This is a genomic window from Sinobaca sp. H24 (assembly GCF_023845525.1).
This window is the reverse complement of the sequence record NZ_JALBWT010000007.1, coordinates 87,625-107,208: the sequence shown is the minus strand read 5'-3', so window position 1 is coordinate 107,208 and position 19,584 is coordinate 87,625. Positions and strand designations below refer to the sequence as shown.

The following is a 19,584-nucleotide window of genomic DNA, read 5'->3' as shown; positions in this document are numbered from 1 at the left end:
TTTTATGTGGCCGATAAAAGGGTTCTCCACAGGAAATTGTATTTCAACGGACCAATAGATTTTGAGATCCGGCCGATCAGTTCATCAAAAAGCTGATGATCATCATTTAAATTAAACCCATACTGTTTAAAAATAGTATCGAAGGCTGTGTTTATTTTTGATTTCACTTCAACAGGCAGATCTGCGGAAGAATAATCTGAGTTTGAAGTTTGACATAATTGAAGACTTATCAATAAATAAGCTAAATATTGTTTCTCATATTCATCAAACACAATATCAAGGTTAAGAGAAGCTGCCTGTATTAGGATGTCCTCTGCCAGCTGGTACTCTTCTAATGAAGAATTTTCCAATTTCATATCTTCTCTTGTGAGTGGTTGATTCATTTCTAATCTTTTCATGCCGATAATGACCGTACTGCATACCATAAATACTTCTCTGGCATTTCCTGTAATTCGATACTTGGAAAATTGTAATTTGATACTAGCAATCATTTCTTTAATGGAAATATTATCAATCCAATTTTCAAAATAATAGGAAATTTGTTCTTCAATTTCTTCTTCGCTGAAAATGTCAGCCGGTAGTAAACTTTCTAAAAACAGCCTCTTATCAATCTCCAGACCTTCCAGCTTTACACCCTGGAAAACGATAGCTTCAATATGAATATTCCTTCTTTCTGTTTTGATCAACTGAAAAATTCTCTGCACGTCTTTCCTAATGGTCTGCGATGAAAAATACAGTTCCCTCGAAAGATCATCATAGGTAGTAAACGAATGATGCGACATCATAATTTTTATTATTCGTAACATTCTTTCTTTAATATCCGTCTGTCCCTGCTGCTGTAGTAATAACGATCCTTCCAGCAGGGTATATCCTTTATGATTGTCGCCTTGAATAGATGTTTCTTTTAGATAGTTTTCGTTTAAATCCCTTATATCATTTCGCAGCGTTCTTGTTGTAACATTAAGTGCCGCAGCCAGGTCTTTACCACTTACAAAATCAGAAGTAGATTGCTTTAATATCTGCAACAACTCTTTGTAACGTTGATGCACAATTATTCCTCCCTCCTACGTATCAATATATTGTAAGCGTTATCTTTCAACAACAATATACTTCTTCCTAATGGTTAGGAAATGATTATCTATTCATATACTGTTAGATTTTTTTGTGAAAAAAATATATATCTTCCTTTGCAGTACCTTGTTTTTTGCTGACTTATTCGGTTGCTATATTCATCCCCTACATCTGTTCTACTATAATTTAAAATACCAGTATACAAAAATTTAAGCAGTAAAAAACCCGGCCGATAAATTCGGCCGGGTTCATTTAAGTAGAAGCTGCTTCTTCTTTTTGTTTTTTTAATAAAAAGGAAAAATATTTTCTCGCATCCGCACTTTCTATATGCAGATGCGCCTGCTTTTCTCCATTGGAAAACTGTACGAACGCCCCTTCCAGGTTTTCCTGTACGGCAGTTATTGCGTAGCCATCCTCTATCAGAGCATCAATTTTTTCTTTTTCCAGCATAAATTCCGCATGCTCCCGCATTCACACCCGCCTCCATTATTTAAATTCAGTACTCGCCACTTCCCGCTGGGCGGCTTCTTCTTCTTTTATGGCCCAGTCGCGTCCAACTGTAATCCCTAAATACTTTTCATCACTTGGATCTTCTATTTCAGCCTGCTTGTATTTAGGGAACCACCAGAATTTACCTAATACATAGTAACTTCCCCCTCCAACCACAAAGCCGACTAAAAAGGAATAGTCCATCAATAAATAGGCACTCACGCCGCCTATTGTCCAGGAAATAAACCCGGCCGCGTTAATCCCTTTGAAATAGCGGTACTGCCCATCATGACGATATAGATCAGGCACGTTCACACGTCTTTTTCGCAGCACATAATAATCAACAATTAATATACCGACAATAGCTGATAGTATGCCGCCTACTACTAAAAGGAAAGGAACGAGAATTTCAAATAGGAGCCAGGGCTGTACAACAGTTCCGACAAAGCCTGCCAGAAACACACCTACATAAAAAGGAACCTTCGGACCGCCTGTATTGGAAAAAATAGTTGCAGCCGGAATTACGTTCGCTGACGTATTGGTCGACCACTGGGCAAAAACAATCATTAATAACAGAACGGCCAGGGCTATGCCTGTTGCTGTTTCCTGCAGAGCCACCACCGGATCAAAGTTACCAAGGGCAATATAACAGACACCGCCGATCAATACCATAAACGTCTGCAAGAGCGGCAGGGAAATAACGCTTCCTACAAGCGTCCCTTTGTTTCGTTTCCACCAGTTTCTTTCATACTGAGGGGCTTTAATAAACCTCGAGATGGAAGGAATGTCCGCGGCAAGAGTTGCCCAGAATCCCATGTTGGCAAAAAGAACAATCAGAAACGCATTGACTGCCGTCGTTCCGGATACCGGGGCCTCCACGCTGTTCCATACGTTTGTGCCACCTGCTGAAGCGGTAGAAGTAAGTACATAATACATCCAAATTGAAATAATAATAATAATGGGTGCTGCCAGATCCGCAAATCGCTCGACAGCTTTAATTCCTATCGCCGTGTTAATCAGCTGGGCGGTTGCAAATAAAGCGTAGCAGAGAAGCCAGTTATCAAAGCCCATCATAATATTTAATATGCCGTTAATCGCGGTAGCACCAAAAAGGTATTAATACCAAACCAGATGGAGGCGGTTATTCCTCGTGTTAATGATGGAATATGGGTACCGACCGTTCCAAATGGTGCCCGCATATAGACAGGGAAGGATAACCCATGTTCAATTCCGATATCTCCTACAATCGTAATAAAAATACCGATGGCAAGTGAACCAAGCAGAGAAGCCAGTACCACCCAGCCAAGAGGAAGCGACAACACACCATCGCCGCCGATCGCAAAAGCAGCAAGCACAACGGCCATACCGACCCACATCACAGCAAAACCAAAGGTACTGATCTTTTTGCCGGCATGAGATACCGGCAGCAGATCAGGCGATTTTAAATAACGGTCTTTTTGGCTCATTCATGTATCCTCCTACATATTTTTTATCCAGCTTCTCTCCTATTGTTAAATTAATGTTTCTGCTTTGGTGGGAGCGTTCAGGCTTTGAAAGGTTTTCCGCTTCATATAGCGGCCGCTTCCTGGTTTTCCAACGGTTTCTTTATTCCGGACGACGGCCTTGCCGCGCACGAGCACCGTTTCCACTTCCCCCTGCACTTCCATGCCTTCAAAAGCGTTATAATCTACAGCCATATGGTGAGTATCCACGCTGATAGTTCTCGTCACGCCGGGATTAAAGATCACCAGATCAGCATCACTTCCTACCGCAACGGCTCCTTTTTGAGGAGACAGACCGAACAGCTGGGCCGCTCTGGCAGAAGTGATTTCTACAAATTTCTGAAGGGAGATCCGGCCTTTCGCCACACCTTCTGAATAAATAATACTGAAGCGGTCTTCAATCATCGGGCCGCCATTCGGTATTTTCGTGAAATCGTCTATGCCCAGATCTTTTTGGCCATGAAAGTCAAAAGAACACTGATCGGATCCAATCGTCTGCAGATCCCCGCTTTGAATCGCTTTCCATAAAAGCTCCTGGTTCTTCTTATCACGGAGCGGCGGCGACCAGACATACTTGGCTCCTTCAAAATTAGGCTTTTCCATATAGGTCTGATCGAGCGCCAGATACTGCGGACATGTTTCGCCGAACACCGCGGCGCCTTTTCTTCTGGCCTCTGCTATTTTTTCCACCGCCTCCTGGCAGCTCACGTGAACGACGTAAAGCTGAGAGTCGGCAAGCGCCGTCAGCTGAGCGGCTCTTCCCGTAGCTTCTCCTTCGATTTCGGGCGGCCGTGTTAATGCATGATAAATTGGCTCGGTTTTACCTTCTGCGAGCGCCTTTTCGGTTAAGTAGTGGATCACATCGCCGTTTTCTGCGTGCACCATGACAAGAGCCCCTAAATCTTTCGCGGCCAGCAGCGTTTCGAACAGCGTTTCATCATCTGCCTGAAACACATTTTTATACGCCATAAACACTTTAAAGGAAGTAATTCCGTGCTCTTCTATAATGCCAGGCAGCTGCTTAAGGACTGTTTCATTCATTTCTCCGATCATTAAATGAAAGCTGTAATCTACGACTGCCTTATCTTTGGATTTGGCATGCCACTCCTGAATAGACTCTTCCAGCGGCTTGTCTTTTCCGGTCAGGCAGAAATCAATAACCGTCGTTGTACCGCCGTGGGCGGCCGCAATTGTCCCCGTTTCAAAATCATCTCTTGTAACGGTTCCCCCAAACGGCATTTCCAGATGAGTGTGCGGATCAATCCCTCCTGGAAACACGTAACGGCCGGAGGCATCAATCACATCGGCTTCTTCCTCCGGAAAATCACGTCCGATCTGAACAATTGTTTCTCCTTTAATCAAAATATCAGCCTCGTAGGTTTCACTTGCCGTTACAATCGTTCCATTTTTGATTATTGTTGTATTCATTCATCCCGCTCCCTTCTATTTAGTTCCCATCATGGACACCAGTGACTGCCTTTCATTCCATGTCATCGGCTCTTCGCCGGTTTTACGAGGTGCTTCCACCATTTCAATTGCCCCATCTACAGGACAGACGATGGAACAGAGGTTACAGCCGACACAGTCATCTTCACGCACTTGAAGAAAGTCATTTCCCTGCTCGTCTTTAAGCATATCAATACACTGATGCGACGTGTCTTCACAGGCAATATGGCATTTATTGCAGTTAATACAGGTTTCTGTATCAATCTGCGCCACGACCCGGTAGTTCAGGTCCAGCTCTCCCCAGTCGGAATACTTCGGCACCGTTTTGCCGACAAGCTCGGCCACGCTGCCTATTTGCTTTTCATCCAGGTAATTGTTCAGCCCGTCGATCATATCCTCTACAATACGGAAGCCATGATGCATGGCCGCCGTACAAACCTGCACGTTGGAGGCCCCCATCAGCATAAACTCCGCGGCTTCTTTCCAGGAAGAGACTCCGCCCATGCCGGAAATAGGCACATTAATATCAGGCCGTCTTGCACATTCAGCTACCATATTCAGTGCAATCGGCTTTACGGCAGGGCCGCAGTATCCACCGTGTGCTCCTTTCCCGGCGACATTGGGAACTGTATTCCAGCTGTCCAGATCTACTCCGGCCAGGCTGTTGATCGTATTAATCATGCTGACAGCGTCCGCCCCGCCCTCTACGGCGGCTTTTGCTGTAAAGGTTATATCCGTAATGTTCGGGGTCAATTTAACAATAACCGGTGTCTGAGCGACTTCCTTTACCCAGGCGGTCTGCTGTTTCACAAGCTCAGGTACCTGTCCGGACGCCGCGCCCATACCGCGCTCTGCCATACCGTGCGGACGGCCGAAGTTCAGCTCCAGACCGTCGACTCCAACAGCTTCCACCATTTTGACAATTTCATGCCACTTTTCCTGATTTGGTTCCACCATCAAAGACGCGATGATCGCATGATTTGGATATTTAATTTTTGTTTCTTCTATTTCCCGCAGGTTTACTTCGAGCGGCCGGTCGGTGATTAATTCAATATTGTTAAATCCCGCTACAGCCTGGCCGTTAAAAGAGGTGGCGGCAAAACGTGAGGATACATTCAGAATCGGATCGCCAAGCGTTTTCCAGACAGCACCGCCCCACCCTGCTTCAAATGCCCGCTGCACCTGATACCCGCTGTTTGTCGGCGGAGCCGAAGCGAGCCAGAATGGATTTGGAGAGCGGATGCCTGCAAGCGATGTTTCGAGGTTTGCCATATCAAATCTCTCCTTTTTGTTTCGTATTAGGCAGAATGGACGGCTTTTTCCGTCAGCTCTGAATGAATCGCCCAGGCGGCTTTTTTGCCCTGCTGGGCGGCTGATACGACCATTGCCTCCCCCTGGCCCTTTCCAAAAATAATATCTCCGATTGCATAAACGCCGTTTTTTGACGTGGCATACGTTGTTTCATCTATTTGAATCACCCCGTCGGAATGCGTCACTTCAAATGCTTCGATAAGCGGGTTCAGCCGTTCCTGGCCGATCGCTTTTATTACCAGGTCTACATCCAGCGTTTCTGTGGCGCCTTCAATTGCTTTTACCTTCTGGCGTCCGTCTTCTCCAGCTGCTTCCAGTTTCATTTGATTCACAAGCAGGCCCGTTACCTCGCCTTTGCTGTTTCCTTCTATTTTTGCCGGCGCCGACAGCCATTTGAACTCAATGCCGTCCTGCTTGGCGAACTCATATTCAAACGCATAGGCCGTCATCTCTTTTTCCGTGCGGCGGTAAACCATTTTCACATTCTCTGCGCCGAGCCGGACCGAACAGGTCGCCGCATCAACTGCTGTGTTGCCTGCTCCAATGACGGCCACTTTCTTCCCGCTGAGATTCTCCTCCCACTTCCCGGACTTCGTCATTTTTACAAATTCAATAGCATCCCGGACCCCTTCTAGTTCTTCTCCGTCGATGCCAAGTGTAGGAACTTTGCCCATCCCGGCGGCAATAATAACGGCATGGTACTGCTCGGTAAGCTCCGCTGCGCTTATATCTTTTCCAACGATCGTATTCGTTTTAATTTCAACGCCCAGGTCTTTCACTTGTTTGACTTCCCAGGCGGGAATCTCTTTAGGCAGCCGGAATGAGACGATTCCGTATGTGTTCAGGCCACCTGCCTCCGCTGACGCTTCGTAAATAGTGACCCGGTGGCCGAAGCGGGCTAATTCCCTTGCTGCAGAAAGCCCGGCCGGACCGCTGCCAACGATAGCAATATGCTGCTTTGTGTCTTCTCCTTTTTTAAAAAGAACCTGCTCATTTTTAATGGCCCAGTCGGTGGCATAGCGCTGGAGATCACCGATCATTATCGGAGTAGATGCATGATTCAGCACGCATGCCCCTTCGCAAAGCTCCTCTGTCGGACATACCCGCGCACAGCTGGCACCCGATGGATTGGCATCCATGATCGTCACCGCTGATCCCTTCATGTTTCCGGAGGCAATTTTCTTAATAAAGGCCGGAATGTCTATATCGGTGGGACAGGCGGTAATACAGGGAGCATCGTAACAGTATAAACAGCGGTTTGCTTCATCGACGGCATCCTTTTGTTTTAAAGCCGGATGGGCTTCAGCAAAGTTTGCTTTAATATCCTCCACCGAAATCCATGCTTCTGATTGATTCGTAGCCATTGCATCGTCCTCCTTTGTATTATGGGATCTGCTGAATCATTTCGTCGTACGTTTCCGGGCGGCGGTCCCGGTAAAACTGCCAGGTATCGCGGACTTCGCGGATCATTTTTCTGTCTACGTCTCCTACAAGCACTTCATCCTCGTCCCGGCTTGCCATTGCCGTAAACTGCCCTCTTGGGTCTACAATGTAGGACTGTCCGTAAAATTCACCCATGTTCCAGGGGCCTTCTGTCCCTACTCGGTTAATTGCTGCGAGGAAGTAGCCATTTGCGACCGCGTGGGCCGGCTGTTCCAGCTTCCATAAGTATTCGGATAGTCCGGCTACCGTAGCGGAAGGGTTAAATACTATTTCTGCGCCATTCAGGCCAAGCAGCCTTGCCCCTTCCGGAAAATGCCGGTCGTAGCAGATGTACACGCCGATTTTGGCGTAAGCCGTATCAAACACGGGATAGCCCATGTTGCCCGGCTTAAAATAAAACTTTTCCCAGAAGCCGTAGCCGTTATTTCCGACACCGACATGGGGAATATGATTTTTCCGGTATTTTCCTAAGTAGGAGCCGTCCGCGTCAATAACTGCAGCAGTATTATAGTAGGTTGCAATACCTTCCACTTCGTAGATAGGCAGGACAATGACCATGCTGTGTTTTTTAGCAAGTTCCTGGAACTGCCTGGTTGTCGGTCCGTCCGGTACCTTTTCCGCCGCCTCATACCATTTGGCATTTTGTTCCGAACAGAAATACGGCCCGTAGAATATTTCCTGCAGGCAGACAATCTGCACCCCTTTTTCTGCCGCTTCTTCAATCATGCGGATGTGCTTTTCAATCGCTTTTTCTTTATGAAGGGCGACCGGCTCTGCCCCATCTACATCATTTGAGGCCTGAATCAGCCCAACACGTACTTGATCACTCATTTATGTTCCTCCTCGTAAAATGTAATGATGATTGACGCTAATATTAAAGAATCACAAGCCGATTAACATTAACAGGATGTGGAAGGTTTCCCCATGACGTTTAACAATTTGTTAAATCATCTGCTGTATCAGGCTGTTCTACTGTCAGATTTCTTCCCTTTAAATTTCTGAAAATTCGTTTTATTAACAAAAAACGCCTTCCCTATAGAGGGAAGACGCTTTTCAATCATGCCGGTACGCCGGCCAGGGCTTCTTTAAATACTGCCAGAATCTGCCTGATTTCGTCTTTAGTAATAATAAAAGGAGGAGCGAGGGTAAGTACGTTTTGGAACCCGGGGACTGTGTCTCCATTTTTACCAGCGATGACTCCTTTTTCCCGGCAGAAGGCGAGCAGCTGATTCATCTTCTCCACAGCAAGAGGCGTTTTCGATTCGCGGTCTTCCACCAGTTCAATCCCTGCCATCAGGCCAAATGTGCGAATATCACCAACTATCGGAAACTCCCATAATGCGCTCAACTCTTCTGCCAGAAAAGCTCCCATGTCGTTTGCGGCCTCTACTAGTTTTTCCTCTTCTATAATAGCCAGGTTTTCAAGCGCAACTGCACAGGAGACAGGGTTGCCGCCGAATGTATTTACGTGACGGAAATGGCTCGTAGCTTCCCCCTGTTTAAATACTTCATATATTTCCTGACGAACGGCAGTCGCAGAAAGCGGCGCATAAGCGCTCGTAATTCCTTTAGCCATCGTTACTATATCAGGGACCACATCGAAATTCCGATGCCCGAATGGTTCCCCTGATCGTCCGAACCCACAGATCACTTCATCTACAATAAGAAGCACATCATGCCTGTCACAGATAGCACGCAATTCCTGGAGATATCCATCAGGAGGCACAATCATGCCGCCTCCTGTAATCACAGGTTCTACGATCACTGCCGCAACAGAGGCTTCACCTTCCCACTCGATCATGTTTTCTATGGCAGAGGCACATTCGAGCGAACAGCTGTCCGGCTCTTTTCCGAACGGACAGCGGTAACAGTAGGGAGGCGGCACATGCTTGAATCCTTCTCCCGCCGGCTCATACTTCAATTTTCTGGACGCCTGCCCGGTTGCCCCCATGGCACCCATTGAGTTACCGTGGTATGCACGGTACCGGGAAAGAATTTTATACTTGCCGTAGGTGCCTTTCTGTTGGTGATACTGCCTCGCCATTTTGAAGGCTACTTCATTTGCATCCGATCCGGAATTCGAAAAAAAGAAACGGTAATCTTCTACAAGCCAGTCGTTTAGGACCGCCGCCAGGTTAACAGCCGGCGCATGCGAATTGGAGAGCGGAACATATCCCAGTTTTTTCATCTGCACCATGGCTGCTTCTGCTATCGTTTCCCTTCCGTGGCCAACATTCACACACCAGAGACCGGACATCGCATCGAGATACTCGTTTCCATCGATATCAGTAACCCGGCTGCCCTGTCCTTTTTCAAAAATAACCGGATTTTCGTTGTGCGGGGATATGTGATGCCATAAATATTGTCGGTCTTTTTCCAGCAGTTTCTGTTTTTCTTCCTGTAGCCGGCTTATTTTTTCGATCATCGCCGCCTCCTTTATTTTGTGTTAATGATAGCACCTATTTATCAGAATATTCACGACACATTATGTGCAGGAATTTCTTCTCCCATTTAACAGAAAGTAAAATGGCTGATAAGGAAAAGGATCGTGTTGGAATATCTTGATACATTTGCTTACACAATAGCTTGCCAGTACGTGGAGGGATCTATACAATAAGGAGCTGAACGCTTCTATCAGAAGCACACTTTGATAACATTGGAGGGACCATCATGCCGCTTATGAGATTTGATGTAATAGAAGGAAGAAGCAAAGAAGATCTGAAGAAGCTGCTTGATGCCGCGCACCGGGGAATGGTTGATGCTTTTGAGGTTCCTGAAAAAGACCGCTATCAAATTGTTCACCAGCATGCCCCTGAAGAAATGATCATTGAGGACACCGGCCTTGGATTTACACGCAGCGAGAACGTTGTGCTGATCAGCGTAACGAGTAAGCAGCGTACCGAAGAACAGAAAAAGGCACTTTACAGCCATCTCGTCAAAGAAATACGCGAACAGTGCGGTATTTCCGAAGAGGACATTATGATTTCTCTCGTTTCAAACGGAGATGCCGATTGGAGTTTCGGTATGGGAGAAGCTCAATTTTTAACAGGAAAACTATAGCAGCACAAAAAAGACGCCCCGGAAGGCGTCTTTTCTGCATTTTATTAAACGGTTGGCGGCTTTTTCATTAACAACGGCTTTCTATAATAGTCGCAGCCTTCCCAGCCGAGCTCTTCTGTCAAAATATCAAATGTCGTATGAAAAAAACGCTGAATCGGCTCGCTGGCAGGTATATCAGTATCCAGGTTCAGGAAAAATTCACTCAGTTCTTTATCGTAATAAGCCTGTTCCGGTTCGAGCGAGTCGTCTTTAAGCTCTTTGTTTAGGAATGGATACGGCAGAACGAAAAAGGAAGGTACATCCACCTGGTCATCGCCGAGCCAAAAGCCGTATTCAATAAACTGCTCGTCAAACGCCGCTTTTTCAATGGGTTTATCCACCGGAAATGGCTCAGGGATATTACTTACGATCAGCGTAGAGATATCAAACGTACCCCAGAACAAACCCGGCATTACTTTCCGGCAGCGCATGGAGCTGATAAAAGCCCGCTGCTCACGAAGGGCCATTTGAAACAAAGCCAGTCCTTTCAGTGCCTCCGATTGGCGATAGGTGTGGTTAACCGTATCCTCATCAAGCATTGCGTCTATTTTCATTTCCTGTGGTTTGGGAAAGATAGAAATAGAGACGCCGTGACTGGCTAACGTCTGAAAAATCCAATGATAATATTCTTTGATGGTTTTTCCATCTTTCAGAGAAGCTGCTTCCTGCTCATCGTCAACGTGCACAATCACTTCATTGCGGCGGATATTCACCTCGACTTGAAGAGTATGACTGCCATGATACAATAAACCTGTAGAAAAACCGCCGGGTGTTACATTCAGCATGACGTGTGCCCACTGCGGCTCTTGAGCGGCAAGTTCCAGTCTGATTTTCCCCAGAATCTGGGACAGTAAATGAAGGGTGCGCTTCGTGTCCTTCCAGTCGGTATGCTTCAATATGCTCACTTTACTTTCTTCCTTTCTATTGTTTAATAATGGAAGCTGTATTGTAGTAACTTCTCCATACCTGCTGATCTTCCTGCCGGATAAGGTTTTTCTTTATACTGTAAAAGGGAAGAGATAGGAAAGATCCTGAAGGAGGACACCGATTTTGGACTTATCAACGATTAAAGAAAAAGTAAAAGAAGGCGCTCAGGGGAAGATGACGATTACACTTACCGAAGAGATGCTTCTTAAGCTGATGAATGTGAAAAAGATCGACAACGTCAAAATTACGAATGTTACTGTTGAAAAGCGAAAGCTGCGAATAGATGGAACAGTTACAAAAATGCATATCCCTATTCATTTCAACGTTCAGCTGCGGCCTGCTTATACCATTGACCGCTCCATCTTTTTTAAGATCAAAAAGATCTGCCCCATTAATGGAAAATGGCTGCGAAAAAAGATCTTTCATCAGCCTCCAATGATGACAATGAAAGGGAAAGTTGTCGGTTTTCACCTCGATTCCGTGAAACAGCTGCAGTATATTCCGGTCGGCCAGTTCGACTCATACTATTTTGAGAACCGGAAAGTCCACATAAAACTAAAACTTTAATACACAAAAAAGCAGCCGCTCCGGCTGCTTTTCTTCTACTATTACTTTATAAAAATCTCTTCAATTTTCCTGACCATTTCGTGAGCTCCATCTTCTTTGTTGGAACATACCGCCACAGCAAGGTTCTGATCCGGCCTGTAGAAGGAGCGGAAGTTCGCTCCCGGATCGTATCCCATTAAAATGTATTTCACTACTTCCTCTCCTTCCCTTTCCATATAACCGGCATATCCATAGGAAATAGATTCTGATAGGGATACATGCGGCTCTAAAAAGATCGTTGTCATCTCCTTCGATAGCAGCTTATAGCTCATCAGCGCTTCCCAGAAAAGCACCATGTCAGCAGCCGTTGTATAGGCTCCCCGGTCGGGTCCGCCTTTAATCGGAATGGCATACTGGTTGGTTTTCGATTCCCCTTCTTTTGTTTCTATGTAGCCGACTGCCGTTCTCTCCGGAAGCTGGTCCAATTTGAAATAGCCCGAATCTTTCATACCGGCTTTTTCAAACACATGCTGCTCTGTATACTCACTGAACTCCATGCCGGTCACCTGCTCTATAATCAATCCCAATACAATATATCCTGCGTGGTTTGCATGAAACATGGCTTCCACCGGCGACACCATTTTCTTCTGCTGGAACAATGACAGATAATCACTCGTTTTTTTCATCCGGTACATCGGTTTCTGGATCCATAGATCTTCATATGCCCTCATTGTTTCATCTTCAAAATAATCAGGAATGCCCGACGTATGAAGCAGGAGGTGTTTTATAGTAATATCTTCATCAAAATAAGGGAATGTAATATCCAGACAGTCCTTTAACAATGTATCGAAATCCAGCTTTTCTTCCTCTATCAGCTGGCACACCGCCGCCGCTGTGAAGATCTGGCTGCCGGACGCCATGTTAAATCTTGTAGTTATCTGATTTTCCCATTTTTCGGGGAGATTCGCAAAACCGCTGCTGCCGCTTCCCTGCTTGTCTTTCCCCCTCGCGGAAAATGTGCCGGAAAATCCTGTTTCTTTTTGCAGTGCCTGAATTTGTTCTATTTCCTTATTATTCATGTTTGTTCTGTCCCCTTTCTTCTATAGGAAATGTATCATATTTGACTGCACTGCGATAATATTCAATTAAAGGAGAATGCCGTATGGACCGTTTTTTAAATGAGATAAAAAAGAAAGTCCAACACTATGCTGAAAATGGTGTTACTATCCCCATCAATGAAACAATGCTTCGCAAGCTTCTTCAAGTAAAAAAGATAGAACAGGTGGAAGTGACCCATGCCGCTATTCTGGATCAAATGATTCGCATAGATGGAACGTTTACGAAAATGCGTGTCCCTGTAAAATATTCTATTTATTTGGAGCCGGCTCACACCGAAGACCGCACGATTTATTTTAGATTAAGGCGGACCGCCCCCCTCGATGCTTCATGGATTCACAAAAAAATATTTAACCGTCCGCCTTATTTTTCCATCGATGGGGATCTAATCGGCTTTCATATGGAAGTAATTAAACAGATGCAGCATATTCCGGTAGGAAAGATAGATACCTTTTATACAGAAAACGGGAAGATCCAAGTCGTTTTAAAAGCCTGATCTCTTGTTTTTTCAATATTTCTTGTGCTATCTCCCCCTGCCTCTATACTGTATGAGAACTACATTATCAACAGTGGGGGAAAATGAAGGATGGATTACGATAAAGAGCAAATAAATAAGTCCCTGCATCAATACTTGTCCGATAATCTGGATACGATGAAAGATTTATGGAAAGAATCATATAAAGAGAACGATGTTACCGTCCCCAATGCTACCATCGCTGAAAAACTGGAAGAAATGAAGGAACATTTCATTACAGAGCTTCTTCATGTATTTCAGGATGACGAGACCAGTTTCTATAATCGGTTTCAAGCTAAGATCGAGGAAGTTGTCGATGAAAGCCGCGAAATATGGAAGCCGCTTCTTCTTGTACAGGAAGAATTCACCAGATATAGAGAAATTATTCTTGATCATATAGAATACTTCATTACCCAGTATGATAAATCGGTCCCCATTGAACACGTTCTGGAGTGGCAGCGCAAGGCGCTTCGTGCATTCGATTATGCCAGCAGTGCTTTTATGCAGCAGGCTCTTCTGCATATGGACGAAGAAATCCAGGATAAAGAAAATATGATCATGGAACTGACTGCTCCTGTTATTCTTCTGCAGCCGGGTATCGGCCTCCTCCCGCTCGTCGGAAATATCGATGTGGAGCGGGGCGATGTAATTGTTGAGAACACATTAAAGCAGTGTGCTCTTAAACAAATGGATCGACTGTATATTGATTTATCAGGAGTACTCCATATCAATGCTTTAGTAGCTGAAAAAATTAAGCAGCTCATTTCCGCTCTTCAGCTGCTGGGCATCGAAACAACCTTGTCCGGTATGCGTCCTTATATGGCGCAGCAGGCAGTACAGCTTGGCATTTCGTTTAAAGACGTACAGGTTGTCTCTGACCTCCCCCAGGCACTGCGGACCAATCAGGTACCTGTGCAATAGACATAAAAGAAAAGCCGGATTCTCCATCAGGGGAACCCGGCTTTTTCAAGAGCCTGAATAAAGCACCTGGAAAATCCAGGCGCCTTATTTACATTAAGCCAGCGTCACGGATTCATCAGCGTATACACTCTGCACAGCACGAATGATCTCGGCGCCTTCCTTCATCGGACGCTGAAACGCTTTTCTTCCCATGATAAGTCCCATGCCACCGGCACGTTTATTAATCACGGCTGTCTTTACAGCCTCTACAAAGTCATTTTCCGCGGAACCTCCGCCTGAATTAATGAGCCCCGCTCTTCCCATAAAGGAATTCATTACCTGGTAACGAGTAAGGTCAATCGGATGATCACTCGTCAGGTCGGAATATACTTTATCGTGGGTTTTTCCAAAACCAACTGCTGTATAGCCTCCATTATTGGTGGGAAGCTTCTGCTTTACAATATCCGCCTGTAAACTTGCCGACAAATGGATAGCCTGGCTGGATAAATCCGAAGAGGTATGATAATCCGTTCCATCTTTGTCAAAACCGGGGTTGCGGAGGTAAGCCCACAAAATAGTAGCCAGTCCCAGCTCATGAGCCCGTTCGAAGGCTTTCGATACTTCCTGAATCTGCCTGCCGCTTTCCGCAGATCCGAAATAAATCGTAGCACCAACGGCTGCTGCCCCCATTTTATGAGCCTGCTCCACCGATCCGAACATAATCTGGTCATGCGTATTCGGATACGTCAACAGCTCGTTATGATTAATTTTTGCTATAAATGGTATCTTATGCGCGTAATCTCTTGCGATTGAGCCTAATGCACCGATAGTAGACGCCACAGCATTACATCTGCTTTCGATCGCCAGCTTTACGATATTCTCCGGATCAAAGTAGATCGGGTTTGGAGCAAATGACGCCCCGGCAGAGTGTTCAATGCCCTGGTCCACAGGGAGAATGGATAAATAACCTGTCCCGCCGAGCTGCCCATGATCAAATAAACTCTGCAGATTGCGCAGCACCTGAGGAGAACGATCCGTCGATTTGTACACACGATCTACGAAATCAGGCCCTGGTACATAAAGATCCTCTTTTGAAATTGTTTTGCTCTCATGTCCTAGTAAGTATTCTGCGTCCCGGCCAGCACTTCTTCTGTTGTTGCCATTTCACGACCTCCTTACTCAATTTGAGCGTTCTTTCATTCTCATTCCCTAATCCATATACTTCATAAACAAATATTTCCACATGTTTAAAAAGGAGGAGAAGGGGAACTTGCTTAGAAGATTATAAGGAGGTTTTTTATCATGGCTAAAATAGATGCGAAAGAAATCAGAAAACAGTACCTTGAAGGCGTGGACAGTTTCAGCGACACATTTCCGGACATCGCTTCCCAGTACAATCATTTTACCGGCAGCTGCTTTGCGGATGGTGAACTTTCCGCCGGGCAGAAGCACTTAAGTGCTCTTGCTATCAGTATCAAAGACGCCGACGACACCTGCATTGTCTATCACATGGATCAATGCATCCATCACGGCTGTACCGAACAGCAGATTAAAGAAACGCTCGCAGTCGCAGCAGCATTCGGCGGCGGCGCAGCAATGAGCAGTGCCGTAACGTCAGGCCTTGAAGCCTATGCCCAGCTAAAAGAAGACAAATAAAAAACGGAATGGAGTTTTCTCCATTCCGGCTTTTATACATACCTGTTTACACTAAACGGCCTCTGCTGCCGATTGTTTTTTGTCTTTTTTAAATAAGAAATATAACGCGCCCAGCAGCAGGAGCACTCCGAAAAAACGCTGCAGATCAAACGGTTCCACCGGCGTGTGGAACCAGCCGAAATGATCGACTGCCATACTTGCAGCAAGCTGCCCGACGATCACGTTAACAACCGCTACGGTGACCCCTATACGCGGCACCGAGAAAACCATCAGAGATAAATATAAAAACCCAAATACAGCGCAGATCAGCTGCCAGGCCGGCACCTGAAAGACATCAAGTATCGTGCCTCCGCCGAAAAACGGGATAACGATCGTTAGAATAACGGCGCCCGTGAAAAAAGTGAGAAAAGCACTTTCAATCGTGCCAATTTTACTGCCAAGTGTCCCATTAACCGCCGACTGTAGGCTCAGCCCTATGCCTGCCATTAATGGAATAAATATTGCTGCTGTAAGCATACTTTCGTCCTCCTATAAAATTAAAAATAACGATGCAATCAACAATCCACCTGCAATAAGGCGGTTTACGTTAAATCGTGCTTTCGGCGTGCCAAGCCAGCCAAAATGATCTACGATCATACTCATGACGAGCTGGCCGATAATAACAGCTGTAACCGCCGTGCCTACGCCTACAAGGTTAACGCTGATAATAAGAAAAGCCAGGTAAATCACCCCAAGAACGCCTCCGATTAACTGCCATCTCGGCACTTTTGTTATCTGCTTCACATCACCTTTACCAAAGAAAAGAGCGATAAGAAAAGTAGCCATTGCTCCAATAATAAAAATAAAATAAGTGCTTTCCAATTCGCCGATATTTTCTCCCAGAGCTCCTCCTATAGCAGCTTCCAGGCTTAACGACATGCCTGCTATCAAAGCCAGGGCATAAACTATAATTTTCATGTTTTCACTCCTTATCTAAATATCTAGAATAATCGATATAAAACAGCAAAGAAAAAACAGAAATCCAGAATCAGATCTCTGTTTCGAGAAATGAAGCAAGCTCTTTAATCGTTTTTTCGTTTCGGCGGTAGTACGTCCACTGCCCGTAGCGAACTGATTCCAAAAGCCCGGCTTTCTGCATCATATTCAAATAGTGGGAGACGGTGGATTGGGAAGCATTTACTTTTTCCTGAATGTCTCCAACACACACACCGCCTTCCAGACTTACCTCTTTCGGCAGATGAGCCTGCTGCTCTGGAAAATGCTTTTCCGGCTCCTTCAGCCACATAAGAATATTTAATCTGGTCTCGTTTGACAATGCTTTAAAAAGATCGATGTTATTCATTTGCCCATTGTATATCGCATATATTCGATATGTCAACTTTTCTATTTTCATTAAGGTTAAGAGCCCATCATTTAGGGTAAAGATTTATAATATCCACAAGAACCAGCTGTATATTCAAAGGAGGAAAGACATTGGATCCCAAGTTTAAGATTTTTCACAACGATGAATCATTAGGAAAGTCGATTGGCAAGCTGACAAAAGCAGGTGTCAGCGGTGAGGACTTATACGTTATTTCTTTTGATCGCAGACGTACCCGCCGCAACAAGAAAAATACAGATGCCAAGAAAATCGGCAGAAAAGAAATGGGTGTCGGTACGGTACTCAAAAATATTTTCCGGGGCCGCCAGACAAAAGTTGAAGTAAAGCTGAAAAGAATCGGCTTTGATGCTGAAAAGGCCGAAAAACTCCGCGTAGAGCTGGAAAAAGGAAAAATTCTACTTATCGTTACCAATCAGGAAAAAGTTAAATTTTAACATAAAAAAACGTCCGGGAGGCTTCCCGGACGTTTTTTTATCAAGAACAACAGCCGCCTGAAACAGCAATAGTCAAAGGGGATCGAGACGCCGGTTCAGCGGAGCACACTCCGGTTTCCGGAAGCTCCAGATGCACTTCTGCGGCTTCTGCTTTGTCACCTGCTATATATGCAGCAACCGATCTGGCCTGCTCATAGCCTGTCGCCAGCAGAAATGTAGGGGCCCTTCCATAGCTTTTTGCTCCAATAATATAGACGTTTTCTTCAGGCTGGCGCAGCTCTTTTTCTCCATGGGGCCTGACAGTGCCGCAGCTGTGTACGTTTGGATCGATTAACGGAGCAAGAGCCGGGACACATTCCAATGCTGCATCTCTGTCCCAGCGCAGCTCTCCCAGGAAGTCAAAAGAAGGGCGCGATCCTGTGTTGCATATAATATAATCAAACGGCTCTGTTTCATTCGATTCATTATTTTGTCTGCCTGACAGTGTCAGCTGATCATTTTTCTCATTCACCGATTCAATATAAAACGATTCGAACACCTGGATCTTCCCGCTTTCCCAGGCGCTCTTAATGAGACGGCCTAAATCCCCTCTAGCCGGCAGCTGATCCTGATCCCCTCCCCCGAGTGCCTCCAATGTATCAGGCTTCCGGTGAACCCAGGAAATGGTCGTTTCCGGATGACTCTTCTGCACTTCCAGCAGCTCCAGAAGAGACTGCATGGCAGAGTGTCCACTTCCCACTACAGCTGTGTTTGAATTTATATACACTGATGATTCAGCCTGTTTATTGTTGGGAATCTCGTAAAAGATGCGATTCATCCGCTTTTCCGTTGATAAATCACCGCCGGGGATGAGTGAATTAGGACGCTCCCATGTGCCGGTCGCATCAATAACAGCTCCACCCTCCAGCACTTTTCTTTCTCCATCAGCAGTCTCTGCTATTATATGAAAAGGCGCTTCTTTCCGGCCTTTTGATTTCACCTTGTCGAATCCTTTTCTGGAAATATGCACAACTCTGGTGCCAAAATAAATATTCGGCTTCATTTCAGGCAGCTCAGCTAATGGAAGCAAATACTCGGTCACAATATCTTTTCCGAGCGGGAGCTTTTCAGGATCGGGAAGCGGCACCTTGTATTTAGTCAATAAACGCCTGGCAGCATTATTGATATTATATTTCCATGGAGAAAAAAGACGAACGTGGCCATAGTCAAGGAAATTCGTTCCAGGTCCTGTTCCCGCCTCCACAACTACAAATGCTTTCTCTTTTTCATGGAGCTCCGCGGCGGCGGCCAGTCCCACCGGTCCTCCCCCAACTATAATGACAGGCAGATCTTTCTTCATAATTGCTCATCCTTTCTTTTATATCAATTTTTTTTGATGTATAAAACAAAAATTAAGAAGAAGGATAAAAAATACAGCAGAGCTCCTCTGAGAGAAGATTTTTGACTTCTTTTTTATTTAACCGGTAGTAGTTCCAGGTCCCAATTTTCTCTTTTTCTATTAATTCCGCGTCCAAAAGGATTTTCAAATGGTAGGACAGCTTAGACTGTGGGAGGTTTACAAGGCTGGTAAGATCGCAGACGCAGATGGAAGGCTTCTGATTCAGTTCGTACATAATTTGTAAGCGGATATTATCTGCCAGTGCCTTAAATTTTATTTCATAGGAGGTAAAATCCATGGCTTCTGCCGTTGAGCCTGTTTGAAATTCTATTGACTTCATTTCGTTTCCCCCTTATATATCAAATTTTTTT

Annotated in this window: 20 protein-coding genes and 2 pseudogenes; 6 read left to right on the top strand and 16 right to left on the bottom strand. The window is 45.3% G+C overall.

From position 1 onward, the window contains the following. Window positions 1-2 precede the first annotated feature (2 nt). The 8 genes and pseudogenes from MMY81_RS11800 to MMY81_RS11765 form a co-directional block, all read right to left on the bottom strand. The gene (locus MMY81_RS11800) at window positions 3-1,049 is read right to left on the bottom strand and encodes an HTH domain-containing protein (RefSeq protein WP_252313058.1); all 1,047 of its coding nucleotides are present in this window, start codon (window positions 1,047-1,049) and stop codon (window positions 3-5) included. 274 nt (window positions 1,050-1,323) lie between these two features. Further along, complete coding sequence (locus tag MMY81_RS11795) at window positions 1,324-1,542, bottom strand: hypothetical protein (protein WP_252313057.1); 219 nt, start codon at window positions 1,540-1,542, stop codon at window positions 1,324-1,326. A 15-nt stretch (window positions 1,543-1,557) separates the two neighbouring features. Then, window positions 1,558-3,026: pseudogene (locus MMY81_RS11790) on the bottom strand (NCS1 family transporter). A gap of 45 nt (window positions 3,027-3,071) precedes the next feature. Beyond that, window positions 3,072-4,490 carry a dihydropyrimidinase gene (hydA, locus tag MMY81_RS11785; RefSeq protein ID WP_252313056.1) on the bottom strand — a complete coding sequence of 473 codons (1,419 nt, stop codon included), beginning with the start codon at window positions 4,488-4,490 and terminating at the stop codon, window positions 3,072-3,074. A gap of 15 nt (window positions 4,491-4,505) precedes the next feature. Next, window positions 4,506-5,780 carry an NAD-dependent dihydropyrimidine dehydrogenase subunit PreA gene (gene preA / locus MMY81_RS11780; RefSeq protein ID WP_252313055.1) on the bottom strand — a complete coding sequence of 425 codons (1,275 nt, stop codon included), beginning with the start codon at window positions 5,778-5,780 and terminating at the stop codon, window positions 4,506-4,508. Between the two features lie 26 nt (window positions 5,781-5,806). Continuing rightward, a complete protein-coding gene (locus MMY81_RS11775) occupies window positions 5,807-7,183 on the bottom strand; it encodes an NAD(P)-dependent oxidoreductase (RefSeq protein ID WP_252313054.1) in 1,377 nt (458 codons plus the stop codon). A gap of 19 nt (window positions 7,184-7,202) precedes the next feature. Next, entirely contained in the window at window positions 7,203-8,093 is an 891-nt protein-coding gene (locus MMY81_RS11770; protein ID WP_252313053.1) for a nitrilase-related carbon-nitrogen hydrolase, read from the bottom strand. 226 nt (window positions 8,094-8,319) lie between these two features. Further along, on the bottom strand, window positions 8,320-9,687 hold the full coding sequence (locus MMY81_RS11765) for an aminotransferase (protein WP_252313052.1): 1,368 nt from the start codon (window positions 9,685-9,687) through the stop codon (window positions 8,320-8,322). A 245-nt stretch (window positions 9,688-9,932) separates the two neighbouring features. Between MMY81_RS11765 and MMY81_RS11760 the strand changes: the two genes are divergently transcribed. Further along, window positions 9,933-10,322: a tautomerase family protein gene (locus MMY81_RS11760; RefSeq protein ID WP_252313051.1), complete on the top strand. Its 390-nt coding sequence runs from the start codon at window positions 9,933-9,935 to the stop codon at window positions 10,320-10,322. A 44-nt stretch (window positions 10,323-10,366) separates the two neighbouring features. Here the strand turns inward: MMY81_RS11760 and MMY81_RS11755 are convergent, their stop codons facing one another. Next, window positions 10,367-11,266 (bottom strand): DUF5996 family protein, encoded by a 900-nt coding sequence (locus MMY81_RS11755; RefSeq protein ID WP_252313050.1) that lies wholly within the window; start codon window positions 11,264-11,266, stop codon window positions 10,367-10,369. A gap of 145 nt (window positions 11,267-11,411) precedes the next feature. Between MMY81_RS11755 and MMY81_RS11750 the strand changes: the two genes are divergently transcribed. Next, a complete protein-coding gene (locus MMY81_RS11750) occupies window positions 11,412-11,855 on the top strand; it encodes a hypothetical protein (protein ID WP_252313049.1) in 444 nt (147 codons plus the stop codon). Between the two features lie 41 nt (window positions 11,856-11,896). Here MMY81_RS11750 and MMY81_RS11745 read toward each other — a convergent pair whose 3' ends face one another. Further along, window positions 11,897-12,913: a serine hydrolase domain-containing protein gene (locus MMY81_RS11745; protein WP_252313048.1), complete on the bottom strand. Its 1,017-nt coding sequence runs from the start codon at window positions 12,911-12,913 to the stop codon at window positions 11,897-11,899. Window positions 12,914-12,996: 83 nt separating this feature from the next. Between MMY81_RS11745 and MMY81_RS11740 the strand changes: the two genes are divergently transcribed. Both MMY81_RS11740 and MMY81_RS11735 read left to right on the top strand, forming a co-directional pair. Then, window positions 12,997-13,446, top strand: a complete 450-nt coding sequence (locus tag MMY81_RS11740; protein WP_252313047.1) for a hypothetical protein — start codon at window positions 12,997-12,999, stop codon at window positions 13,444-13,446. A gap of 90 nt (window positions 13,447-13,536) precedes the next feature. Continuing rightward, window positions 13,537-14,385, top strand: coding sequence for an STAS domain-containing protein (locus MMY81_RS11735; protein WP_252313046.1), 849 nt, complete (start codon window positions 13,537-13,539; stop codon window positions 14,383-14,385). 93 nt (window positions 14,386-14,478) lie between these two features. Here the strand turns inward: MMY81_RS11735 and MMY81_RS11730 are convergent. Further along, window positions 14,479-15,495 (bottom strand): annotated as a pseudogene (locus tag MMY81_RS11730) (class I fructose-bisphosphate aldolase); the annotation flags it as partial. Window positions 15,496-15,666: 171 nt separating this feature from the next. Between MMY81_RS11730 and MMY81_RS11725 the strand changes: the two are divergent. Beyond that, window positions 15,667-16,020 carry a carboxymuconolactone decarboxylase family protein gene (locus MMY81_RS11725; protein ID WP_252313045.1) on the top strand — a complete coding sequence of 118 codons (354 nt, stop codon included), beginning with the start codon at window positions 15,667-15,669 and terminating at the stop codon, window positions 16,018-16,020. A 51-nt stretch (window positions 16,021-16,071) separates the two neighbouring features. Here the strand turns inward: MMY81_RS11725 and MMY81_RS11720 are convergent, their stop codons facing one another. From MMY81_RS11720 to MMY81_RS11710, 3 genes are all read right to left on the bottom strand, one after another. Next, complete coding sequence (locus MMY81_RS11720; RefSeq protein WP_252313044.1) at window positions 16,072-16,536, bottom strand: DMT family transporter; 465 nt, start codon at window positions 16,534-16,536, stop codon at window positions 16,072-16,074. A gap of 12 nt (window positions 16,537-16,548) precedes the next feature. Continuing rightward, window positions 16,549-16,977 (bottom strand): DMT family transporter, encoded by a 429-nt coding sequence (locus MMY81_RS11715; protein WP_252313043.1) that lies wholly within the window; start codon window positions 16,975-16,977, stop codon window positions 16,549-16,551. A 70-nt stretch (window positions 16,978-17,047) separates the two neighbouring features. After that, window positions 17,048-17,362 carry an ArsR/SmtB family transcription factor gene (locus tag MMY81_RS11710; protein ID WP_120193037.1) on the bottom strand — a complete coding sequence of 105 codons (315 nt, stop codon included), beginning with the start codon at window positions 17,360-17,362 and terminating at the stop codon, window positions 17,048-17,050. 131 nt (window positions 17,363-17,493) lie between these two features. Between MMY81_RS11710 and MMY81_RS11705 the strand changes: the two genes are divergently transcribed. Further along, a complete protein-coding gene (locus MMY81_RS11705; protein WP_252313042.1) occupies window positions 17,494-17,835 on the top strand; it encodes a YflT domain-containing protein in 342 nt (113 codons plus the stop codon). A gap of 40 nt (window positions 17,836-17,875) precedes the next feature. Here MMY81_RS11705 and MMY81_RS11700 read toward each other — a convergent pair whose 3' ends face one another. Beyond that, window positions 17,876-19,174, bottom strand: coding sequence for an NAD(P)-binding domain-containing protein (locus MMY81_RS11700; RefSeq protein ID WP_252313041.1), 1,299 nt, complete (start codon window positions 19,172-19,174; stop codon window positions 17,876-17,878). Between the two features lie 52 nt (window positions 19,175-19,226). Beyond that, window positions 19,227-19,553, bottom strand: coding sequence for an ArsR/SmtB family transcription factor (locus MMY81_RS11695; RefSeq protein ID WP_252313040.1), 327 nt, complete (start codon window positions 19,551-19,553; stop codon window positions 19,227-19,229). Window positions 19,554-19,584 lie beyond the last annotated feature (31 nt).

Excerpts from the sequence above, each read along its gene's own strand:
- MMY81_RS11795 (WP_252313057.1), bottom strand. The coding sequence starts at position 1,542 with ATGCGGGAGCATGCGGAATTTATGCTGGAAAAAGAAAAAATTGATGCT.
- MMY81_RS11710 (WP_120193037.1), bottom strand. The coding sequence starts at position 17,362 with ATGAATAACATCGATCTTTTTAAAGCATTGTCAAACGAGACCAGATTA.
- MMY81_RS11700 (WP_252313041.1), bottom strand. The coding sequence starts at position 19,174 with ATGAAGAAAGATCTGCCTGTCATTATAGTTGGGGGAGGACCGGTGGGA.
- hydA (WP_252313056.1), bottom strand. The coding sequence starts at position 4,490 with ATGAATACAACAATAATCAAAAATGGAACGATTGTAACGGCAAGTGAA.
- MMY81_RS11735 (WP_252313046.1), top strand. The coding sequence starts at position 13,537 with ATGGATTACGATAAAGAGCAAATAAATAAGTCCCTGCATCAATACTTG.
- MMY81_RS11775 (WP_252313054.1), bottom strand. The coding sequence starts at position 7,183 with ATGGCTACGAATCAATCAGAAGCATGGATTTCGGTGGAGGATATTAAA.
- MMY81_RS11745 (WP_252313048.1), bottom strand. The coding sequence starts at position 12,913 with ATGAATAATAAGGAAATAGAACAAATTCAGGCACTGCAAAAAGAAACA.
- MMY81_RS11770 (WP_252313053.1), bottom strand. The coding sequence starts at position 8,093 with ATGAGTGATCAAGTACGTGTTGGGCTGATTCAGGCCTCAAATGATGTA.
- MMY81_RS11760 (WP_252313051.1), top strand. The coding sequence starts at position 9,933 with ATGCCGCTTATGAGATTTGATGTAATAGAAGGAAGAAGCAAAGAAGAT.
- MMY81_RS11725 (WP_252313045.1), top strand. The coding sequence starts at position 15,667 with ATGGCTAAAATAGATGCGAAAGAAATCAGAAAACAGTACCTTGAAGGC.
- MMY81_RS11715 (WP_252313043.1), bottom strand. The coding sequence starts at position 16,977 with ATGAAAATTATAGTTTATGCCCTGGCTTTGATAGCAGGCATGTCGTTA.
- MMY81_RS11695 (WP_252313040.1), bottom strand. The coding sequence starts at position 19,553 with ATGAAGTCAATAGAATTTCAAACAGGCTCAACGGCAGAAGCCATGGAT.
- MMY81_RS11765 (WP_252313052.1), bottom strand. The coding sequence starts at position 9,687 with ATGATCGAAAAAATAAGCCGGCTACAGGAAGAAAAACAGAAACTGCTG.
- MMY81_RS11740 (WP_252313047.1), top strand. The coding sequence starts at position 12,997 with ATGGACCGTTTTTTAAATGAGATAAAAAAGAAAGTCCAACACTATGCT.
- preA (WP_252313055.1), bottom strand. The coding sequence starts at position 5,780 with ATGGCAAACCTCGAAACATCGCTTGCAGGCATCCGCTCTCCAAATCCA.
- MMY81_RS11720 (WP_252313044.1), bottom strand. The coding sequence starts at position 16,536 with ATGCTTACAGCAGCAATATTTATTCCATTAATGGCAGGCATAGGGCTG.